Annotated in this window: 8 protein-coding genes; 2 read left to right on the top strand and 6 right to left on the bottom strand. The window is 41.1% G+C overall.

Going from position 1 to position 9,322, the window contains the following annotated elements:
• Nucleotides 1-300: 300 nt before the first annotated feature.
• Nucleotides 301-531, top strand: a complete 231-nt coding sequence (locus BGP15_RS17365; protein WP_286770254.1) for a hypothetical protein — start codon at nt 301-303, stop codon at nt 529-531.
• An 895-nt stretch (nt 532-1,426) separates the two neighbouring features.
• On the top strand, nt 1,427-2,449 hold the full coding sequence (locus BGP15_RS17370; RefSeq protein ID WP_286770255.1) for a LacI family DNA-binding transcriptional regulator: 1,023 nt from the start codon (nt 1,427-1,429) through the stop codon (nt 2,447-2,449).
• A 148-nt stretch (nt 2,450-2,597) separates the two neighbouring features.
• Here BGP15_RS17370 and uxuA read toward each other — a convergent pair whose 3' ends face one another.
• From uxuA to BGP15_RS17400, 6 genes are all read right to left on the bottom strand, one after another.
• On the bottom strand, nt 2,598-3,758 hold the full coding sequence (gene uxuA / locus BGP15_RS17375; protein ID WP_286770256.1) for a mannonate dehydratase: 1,161 nt from the start codon (nt 3,756-3,758) through the stop codon (nt 2,598-2,600).
• 12 nt (nt 3,759-3,770) lie between these two features.
• Nucleotides 3,771-4,589, bottom strand: a complete 819-nt coding sequence (locus BGP15_RS17380) for an SDR family oxidoreductase (protein ID WP_286770257.1) — start codon at nt 4,587-4,589, stop codon at nt 3,771-3,773.
• Between the two features lie 79 nt (nt 4,590-4,668).
• A complete protein-coding gene (ccoS, locus tag BGP15_RS17385; protein WP_286770258.1) occupies nt 4,669-4,857 on the bottom strand; it encodes a cbb3-type cytochrome oxidase assembly protein CcoS in 189 nt (62 codons plus the stop codon).
• A gap of 5 nt (nt 4,858-4,862) precedes the next feature.
• Nucleotides 4,863-7,256 carry a heavy metal translocating P-type ATPase gene (locus tag BGP15_RS17390; RefSeq protein WP_286770259.1) on the bottom strand — a complete coding sequence of 798 codons (2,394 nt, stop codon included), beginning with the start codon at nt 7,254-7,256 and terminating at the stop codon, nt 4,863-4,865.
• Between the two features lie 9 nt (nt 7,257-7,265).
• Entirely contained in the window at nt 7,266-8,636 is a 1,371-nt protein-coding gene (gene hemN, locus BGP15_RS17395) for an oxygen-independent coproporphyrinogen III oxidase (RefSeq protein WP_286770260.1), read from the bottom strand.
• 1 nt (nt 8,637) lies between these two features.
• Nucleotides 8,638-9,054: a Rossmann-fold NAD(P)-binding domain-containing protein gene (locus BGP15_RS17400; RefSeq protein ID WP_112374205.1), complete on the bottom strand. Its 417-nt coding sequence runs from the start codon at nt 9,052-9,054 to the stop codon at nt 8,638-8,640.
• Nucleotides 9,055-9,322 lie beyond the last annotated feature (268 nt).

Here is a 9,322-nt window from a genome sequence, read left to right on the forward strand (position 1 = left end):
TCCGTTGGGATTGCAAAGGTAGAAATCTTTTTTGAACTTCCAAAAACTTTGTGAAGTTTTTTTTCTTTTCTCTTTTTCCGATTTCAGCGTTTAAAATAAAATCAGCGGGATTTTAAATCCTGCCAAACTCCCTTAAACCCTTCTTTTTTCAGGATTCCTTCTTTCGAAGTAACCGTCCCTCCCTTGCGGAGTGGTGCAAAGATAGGGAGTTTACAGACAAACTTCCAAGCCTTTTGTTCTTATTTATTTCATTTTGCCCTTAACTACCTGTAACGGTGCGAGATTCTTTTTGTAAAACAGGTGATCGGAAGGCTGGGAACGTCGGCTCCGGGACAGAATGGGGACGGGAACCGGGATCTAACCTGGACATTGCAGGGGAACCGCGGCGCGCTGCGTACATACCGGGAACCGGGCTTTGGCACAGGCTTCCCTGGGGAAAAAGGAATGGTGCTGGAAATTGGATCGTACCGCGGAAACCGGGCTAACCCTGCTGTGTTCCCACTTCCCGGGGAAAGAGAAACGGTATCGTGAACAGTAAAGGTGGTATTGTTAGGCCTGAAAGATGCAAAGGGCATTCTTCGCTCTGCTTTTGCCCAATTGAAAACGGTGTGCCGGCTATTGATAAAGCCAGAACAATGGCAGAACACAGGCTGCCGGAATACCTTCTTCTGTAGCTATACTTTTCTACCTGTTTACTTAGGTTTAGTTTAGAGTTAACTTAGGGTTTGTTTAGGTATAGTATAGGTCAGAGCTAAACTAAACCTAACTTTATACTAAGCTAAATATAAACAAAAGCTAAACTAAGGAATAAAGCATCCTTAACTCTCCTTTATTTACTGGGGAAGCATGGCTCATTTAGGGCAAACTAGGGTTCTGCCTCGTGGACAGGGCTCCGGCTGCTACGCAGGGCTTGCGGGAACCTTCGACTCCCCTCCCCACCTGCTTCGTACCATGCTCGGGGCAGATTTGCCCTGCAACCGTGTTCTGTCCGTGTTGAGTCCGTGTTGAGTCCGAGTCTGGCATGGATTCAGGTTACTTTTAAGCTAGCCGCACCCTGCCCGCAGGGCGAAACTAAGCCCTAGCTAAACCCTCGCTAGGCCCATTCAGGATAGATTCTGGACTGTTTCAAGATCGAAAACGAAACGAACCGCAGCGCGACATCTTACCTAGAAATACCGAAAAATAGCCAAAAAAACACCAAACACTCGGACTCGCATAGGTTACATGGGCCGAAAAGCCCTTGGTTAGCTTCGTGTATGTTGAACTTCTTTTTAATTTTGAAGAGGGATTGGAAAAAGGAAATCCTGCCAATCAAATCCATTGGCGAAGTCCCAGCCGACCATAGATAATGGCTAATTATGAAGATAAAAACGCATTTATACATTTTTTTATGTAGATTTATCTTCTTAAAATAACCACCAGAGCGATGAGCAGAACTACCCTGAAAGATATAGCGTTGGCACTCAATATTTCTGTTTCGACGGTTTCCAAAGCATTATCAGACAGCTACGAAATAAGTGAAGCGACTAAAAAGATGGTTCAGGAATATGCCAAAAAGCATAATTTCCACCCAAATAAGTTGGCACGGAGCTTAAAAATAGGAAAATCCAATACAATAGGGGTTATTGTATCCAACATTAGCAATACATTCGTTTCACAAATCCTCGATGGAATTCAAATAGCCTCTCAACAGACGGTCTATGACGTTATTTTCATGCAAAGCCGGGAAGACGAACGGATCGAAAAAAATTGTATTGACGTCTTACGCATGCGCGGTATTGATGGCTTAATGATATCTCCAGTCTCTTCTGATTCAAATATTGAAGAACTAAAAGCACTGATAAAATCGCAGATACCTGTGGTTATTTTTGATCGCATCAATCACCAGCTTGATACATTCAAGGTCGGGGTCAATAATTTCCAAGGTGCATATAACGCCACAAAACACCTCATCGAACAGGGCAAAAAAAATATTTTGCATATCACGGGAAAGAACTTAGGGGTGGCAGCCGAACGATTAAATGGCTTTAAATCGGCTTTATCAGATGCGGGTATTCCTTTTGATAATAGGCATTACATCGAATGTAACTTTAATAATACCACGGATATCGACCAAACAATAAGAGAGATTTTACTCAAAGAATATCTTGAACATAAAAATATTGATGCAATTTTTGGAGCAACAGATATTATTACAACCCGAACATTGGGTATCTTGGCTGAACTTCAGATTCAAGTTCCTTCCGAAGTTGCAGTTATCGGTTTTTCAAACACGCAAATTGCTGCTTCGTTAAATCCAGCGCTATCCACCGTTGTACAGCCTGCAACAGAAATTGGAGAATTAGCAACAAATAAATTAATGGCGACCATTAACCAAACAAGACCAGTGCATGAATTTGAAACGATTGAGCTTCCGACACAGCTCATCATTCGTAAATCTTCTTTATAATTTCAGTCACTATAAGCTTCGAAGAGGCATTTAAAAGTAAAACAGCCGAGAAACAGGAAGAACATCGCTTCTAATTTCCCGGCTATTTTTTTTTACTAACGGTCCAGACCAAAAGTTATTGATCACAAATTAAACTTGCCCCTTGGTATTATTCACCGATAATACCATATTCCAAGCCCCGTAATTCTGCAAGCCCTCTCAATCTTCCAATAGCAGAATACCCAGGATTTGTGACTTTATTCAGATCATCCAACATCTGATGACCATGATCTGGTCTGAATGGAATAGCGGTAGATCTCAATTGATTTTCAGCGACCAAAATTTTCATAACTTTAAACATATTTACATCACCATCCAAATGGTCTGCCTCGTAAAAACTCCCGATAGCATCTTTCTTCACATTCCGCAAGTGAACAAAATTTACCCGTCCTTTGATATTTTCCAAGATCGCTGGCAAATCGTTGGTCTGACTAGCCCCCAAAGATCCCGTGCAAAAACAAACGCCATTAAATTGCTGCGGAACTGCATTCAGAAAATACTCAAAATCCTCACCATTACTGGCTATGCGAGGCAAACCTAATATCGGATATGGTGGATCATCCGGATGAATCGTCATGCATATACCATTCTCTTCGCAAGTTGTCGCAATTCCCTGAAGAAAATAAACCAGATTATTGCGCAAACCGTCTTTTCCAATATGCTTATAGGTATCAATGCTTCCTTTCAATGCCTCCAATTCCACATTCTTCTCCCCCGGAATTCCCATTAAGACAACATTTGCCAATTCATCTTTTTGCTGTTCCGAAATTTCATCAAATCGCAAAGATGCACGTTTTACAACATCTTCGGGATACGCTGCTCGAGCTTCATCACGTTTTAATATAAATATATCAAAGAGTGCCAAATCAATCCAATCAAAATACAATGCTTTTGAACCATCCGCCATGGTTAAGTCCAATTGTGTACGTGTCCAATCCAGCACGGGCATAAAATTATAACAGATTGTTTTGATACCACATTGGGCGAGATTGATTAATGTCTCATTATATTTCTGGAGGTATTCATCTACTTGAGCTCCTTTTGTCTTAATCTCCTCGTGTACTGTCACACTTTCCACCACTGACCAGGTAAGACCCGCATCTTCTATAATGCGTTTTCTTTCTTGAATATCGGCAAGTGGCCATACCTCACCGTGAGGAATATGATGTAATGCCGTAACAATGCCAGTAGCTCCAGCCTGTTTGATATCCTGTAAAGATACGGGGTCATTGGGCCCATACCAACGCCAGGTTTGTTCTAATTTTTTCATCTTAAAATTTAATTAAACGCCACACCATGCATTAAAACCACCATCGACAAAGACAGTCTCTCCCGTCACAAAGGCCGATGCGTCACTCAACAAATAGATTAAAGTTCCTTTTAACTCACGGGGGTCGCCCAAGCGGTTATAGGGCGTTCCATGAAGAATGCGTTTGGTACGGTCGCTATAAGTACCGTCTGGATTGATCAATAAGTTTTTGTTCTGCTTGGTTAAGAATACGCCCGGAGCGATTGCATTAACCCGGACTTGATCGCCATAACGCTGAGCGAGTTCGGTGGCCATCCATTTTGTATAACCATCGATACCGTGTTTTGCCACAGTGTAGCCCAAAACACGTGTAAAAGGACGACTGGCTGTGAGGGATGATATATTGATTATGACACCCTTTCCGCTTTCGGCAATCACACGACCAATAATATGCGTAGGAATCATTGTACCATACAGATTAAGCTCAATTGCTTTAATGGTATCCTGAATATTGCTCGCGAATAAATCTTGATCGGCACCAATTGTTGCACCGGGAATGTTGCCTCCAACGGCGTTTACTAAAGCGTCTATCCTACCCCACTTTTGCAAAACTTCATCTTTCGCCCGAGTGACATCCTGTTCGTTCATGATGTCAACTTCAACAAATATAGCTTCGCCACCAACGGAATCGACCTGTTGGACACGCTCTGCCCCGATTTGTCCATTACGTCCAAGGATCGCGACTTTGGCTTCTGCCTCGGCCAAAGCCTCAACAAATGCCTCGCCTAAAATCCCTGTACCTCCCGTAATTACAACTACCTTATCTTTTAATGAAAATGGATTATTATGCATGTATTTTTATTTCAAATTGGTATTTATCCCCAATTTTATTGATAATAACCTTAATTACAAAAAAAAGTAATTGATTTAATTACGATAACGTTTTAGTTACGCCGCCCTCCTTATCTTCTTCTTCTGTCGTTTCATCATCAAACAGAATCCGTATAGAAGGTGTATAGGTATCATTATGCTGACCGGTTTTATTTGCCCAGAAAAAAGCACATAGAAAAATCAAAGCCAACAAAACACTACAACCGATCAAAATATACATTATTTCCATAACAACTAGAGTTTACGGCGTTTGGCATACCATCTCGTCATGAGACTTGTAAAGGAGATAATCGTTACCGTACTGATTGGCATTAGAATCGCAGCAAATAATGGCGACATAATACCCTGCACGGCAAAGCTCAATCCAATTACATTATATAAAAGAGATATTCCAAAGCTCATATGTATTACTTTCACCGCATCTTTACTAAAAGCAAAGAAATCTGGCATTTTTGAAAACGACTCCCCATCCAGTATTGCATCGCAACCGGGGGAGAAGTTATTGATATCATCACTCACGGCGATGCCCAAATCTGCTTTACGCAATGCCCCTGCATCATTAAGGCCATCACCAATCATACAGACATGCTTTCCGTCTACCTGAAAATTTTGAATTGCTTTCAGTTTTTCCATGGGTGATTGATTAAAAAGCAAACTTGCGTTTGACGGAAAAATTAACTGCAGTGCATCCAGGCGTCTATCATTATCGCCCGAGATCAAATGAAGGTCATATTCAACTTTAAAATCTTCAATCAACGCCGAAAGGCCATCACGCCAGGATTGCTCCATAGTAAAATACCCTTTTAACTCCTCACCTATGCGAATAAAAACCACAGACCCATCTGTTTTAATATTACCGATATTCAGAAAGTTAGCACTACCGATTTTAATTTCCTTACCACTTACATTAGCCTGCATCCCCTTTCCCGGAAATTCCTTAAAATCCTGTACCGAAATATCAGCAGAGACATTCAGCCACTTGACAATCTCACGGCTCAATGGATGGCTAGAGTTTCTACATACCGCATTCAGTAACTTTTTGTCAATTGCTGAAAGACTACCTTCAAAATAAATTGAAGTTGCTTTAGGCGATGATATTGTGCCAGTTTTATCGAACACCAAAGTATCAATCGTTGCCATCTGCTCAATTGCGGCCGTATTTTTCACATAGAACTTATTTCGATCAAAAATACTTAGCGCTGCAGAAAGGGTAAATGGAGAGCTCAACGCCAGCGCACATGGGCATGCAATAATCAATACCGCCGTAAAAGCTCCCCAAGCCCTGCTTGCACTTCCATCAACGGCCCAAAATAAGGCAGCCAATAGTGCAATAGCCAATAAAACAACAGTAAAATATTTACTTATAAAGTTGACAAATGTTTGAAAATGTTTGTCATAATCTTTATAATTCTCATTATTCCATAATTTGGTCAAGTAGGACTGTGAAATCGGTTTGACCACTTCAAGTTCTATCGCTTCCCCCGTCTGGCGTCCGCCGGCATAGATAATTTCGCCTAAGGTCTTACTGACCGGACTTGATTCTCCCGTTACAAAGCTAAAATCTATCGCAGCATCGCCTTTTAAAAGCATGGCATCAGCGGGTATAATTTCATTGTTCCGAACCAAGATACGGTCACCGATATGAACGTCAGCTAATTGTACAGGTTTGTCCCCTGATTCCGTCAATACTGTTACAGCCACGGGGAAATAACTCCGGTAATCCCGTTCAAATGAGATATGATAATAGGTACGTTGTTGTACCCATTTTCCGATCAATATAAAGAATACAAGACTACAGAGTGTATCCGTAAAACCAGCTCCTGTCTGTGTGATCACCTCAAACGCGGATCGCAAAAATAACACGAGGATTCCTAGAGCTAATGGCACATCCAGATTCAATCTCTTTTGTTTCAGACTCCAATAGGCCGATTTGAAATAATCCGATGCACAATACAATAAAACAGGGAGACCAAAGGCCAGGTTTATATAACCAAAGAAATTGGCATATTCCTTTTCAAAACTCCCCATTCCAAAATAATCAGGGAAACTGAATAACATAGAATTTCCAAAACAGAAACCGGCAACAGCAATTTTTGCGACCAAAGGATTCAAATTATTTCTATTCCCTTCCTTTACAACATCCTGCAAAGTGATTTTAGGGTCATAACCGATATTGACCAAAAGATAAACCAGGTCTTTCAATGGCAGCTCATTGTGATTGAATGTAATGCTCGCCTGTTTCTTCATAAAGTCCACGCGCGACTGCAGTACGTTGGGATTTAGTTTATATAAATTTTCCAGCAACCAGATACAAGAGCTACAGTGAATAGCCGGAATATAAAAGGTGATGATAGTCATCTTATCATCTTTATAATCCACTAATTTACCGGCAATCTGTGGTTCATCCAGATAGGAAAAATCTTCTTGCTTGGATTTATTTGATTTACCAGGGTGCTGATTATAGCGATAATATTGCTGCATACCACTATCGTTCAGTACTTGGTAAACGGTCTGACATCCCAGACAGCAAAAATCATGATGATCGAGCTGATAACCCGTTTCCTCAATTTTATCGCCGCAATGGAAACATTTTTCTGCAAGTTGTATTTCATCCCTTAGCTCTGCCATACCTTCGTTCTAAATTGCCTGACTAAATAATTGATTTTGTGCTTTTGAACGCAATAATCGCTGATCAAAGGCCATACAGATATTTCTTAAAAAAGAGCGTCCAAAAGCAGTACATTGAATTAAGTCGCCGGTTATGGAAACTAAACCATCTGCAACAAGTTCAGACAATTCGTCGATAATCTGCCCATTCAACGGCGCACCTGTCGGCAACTGCACTTTACCTTTACACATCATATCGAGGATATAACGCCTTACAAGAAGATCCTCCTCGTTGAGTATATGTCCTTTTACAACGGGCAATACCCCTGCGTCGATAAGTTTATGGTATTCTTCTACGGTCTTCACATTTTGGGCAAAAGCCCCCCAAGCATCACTGATCGAAGAGACGCCAATACCGATTAACAGGGGGCTAAACCGATCAGCATACCCCATAAAATTGCGATGTAATCGCTCTTGTTGAAAAGCCACAAATAACTCGTCCTCTCTTTTCGCAAAATGATCCATACCAACATCTTCATAGCCATGGGCTAAAATCATTTTTTTCCCAAGATTATACAGGGCAAGTTTGGCCGCACCATTCGGTAGATCTGCTTCGGTATAATGTCGTTGACCGGGTTTTATCCAAGGCACGTGGGCATAGCTATAAAAAGAGATCCGGTCTGGAGCGAGCAGCATCGACTTTTGAATGGTATCGGCGACGGTCGCAAGCGTCTGCTTAGGCAATCCGTAAATCAGGTCAAAATTAATGGACTCAAATCCGATTTTCCGCGCATTCAGCATAACCTCTTCCACTTCCGCTGATGTTTGATGCCGGTTGATCACAAACTGTACAAGTGGATCAAAATCCTGTATTCCCAGGCTCAGGCGCCGAAATCCCAAATCGAATAAAGTTTGTAGATGCGCGATCGTTGTATTGGCGGGGTGAGCTTCAAAAGAGAATGAATGATCAGGAGCCAGGTCTGAAAGTTTAAGGATTCCCTCAATCAGTACCCTCAAATTATCTGGGTGGAAAAAGGTCGGAGTTCCACCACCCAAATGTATTTCTGCCAATAACGGTCTTTCTCCTTTAAATAGAGCGACGTACATTTCCCATTCCTTCAAAAGAGACGCAATATAAGGTTCTTCAACGCGATGGTTTTTTGTAATGCGCGTATTGCAGCCACAATACGTACAGAGGCTTTCACAAAAAGGAAGATGGATATACAGGCTGATTCCTTTCTCCTTCGATTGCCCAAAGGTATGATAGACTTGATTAGTCCATGCCGTCCGGGAAAATGCTTCATTATCCCAAAAGGGAACGGTTGGATAACTTGTATAGCGCGGTGCGGCAACATTATATTTCTGCACCAATTCTTCCATTATAACCTGCGATGTAATCATTTTATTTTATTTTTTTTGCACAGTCGTTTAGACAACAACAGGCTTTACCCACACATTTTTCTATTCCCCATAAGTTGAGATTCCGGACGGTCTGCTCAGCCAGTCCTTTGGGACTCTGATCTTCGAACGGCGCATTGGCAATCTGAATATGCAGATCTCCAGCTTTCACTAAATCGATATGAGCAGTATCTTTACTCCGGGTCATAATTTTATTGATCCCTAACCCTTTTAAATTAAGTAGCATGCTCTCGTCCAAAATATCGCTCACGGAAATAACTACCGCATCTTTTCCACGCGCATAATTCTGTGTCTCCGCATTTAATCCATTTGAAATCAAAGTTAAGTCATGTTGTTTGGCATTTGCCAATGCCCAAAACTCTTTTTCAAATGACCTTACATTATATACTACTACTTTCATTCTGATTCTACAATCACCAATTAAGGTTTATCCTAAGAACAAAAGTAAATTATGCATATGGGCAAAAAGATGATGTAGCACCACACCTTAAAATGATATTTATCACAATTCACAAAAACTTGCATGATTTCGCAAATACCAACAGTTATGTACTAAAAAAGGCGTGTTCAGAAAAACTGAACACGCCTTTTTTTTGTTGATTTTGTCTCGTCCTGAAATAGCGATACATAAAAAGAATCGTTATGAAAGAAGGCACAAATTATGTAAA

Origin of the sequence: Sphingobacterium sp. 40-24, from assembly GCF_001899705.1 — a bacterium.
GTDB classification, from domain to species: domain Bacteria; phylum Bacteroidota; class Bacteroidia; order Sphingobacteriales; family Sphingobacteriaceae; genus Sphingobacterium; species Sphingobacterium multivorum.

Bases quoted from the DNA above. Each gene is read 5' to 3' on its own strand.
- BGP15_RS17370 (WP_286770255.1), top strand. From the start codon at position 1,427: ATGAGCAGAACTACCCTGAAAGATATAGCGTTGGCACTCAATATTTCT.
- uxuA (WP_286770256.1), bottom strand. From the start codon at position 3,758: ATGAAAAAATTAGAACAAACCTGGCGTTGGTATGGGCCCAATGACCCC.
- BGP15_RS17380 (WP_286770257.1), bottom strand. From the start codon at position 4,589: ATGCATAATAATCCATTTTCATTAAAAGATAAGGTAGTTGTAATTACG.
- ccoS (WP_286770258.1), bottom strand. From the start codon at position 4,857: ATGGAAATAATGTATATTTTGATCGGTTGTAGTGTTTTGTTGGCTTTG.
- BGP15_RS17390 (WP_286770259.1), bottom strand. From the start codon at position 7,256: ATGGCAGAGCTAAGGGATGAAATACAACTTGCAGAAAAATGTTTCCAT.
- hemN (WP_286770260.1), bottom strand. From the start codon at position 8,636: ATGATTACATCGCAGGTTATAATGGAAGAATTGGTGCAGAAATATAAT.
- BGP15_RS17400 (WP_112374205.1), bottom strand. From the start codon at position 9,054: ATGAAAGTAGTAGTATATAATGTAAGGTCATTTGAAAAAGAGTTTTGG.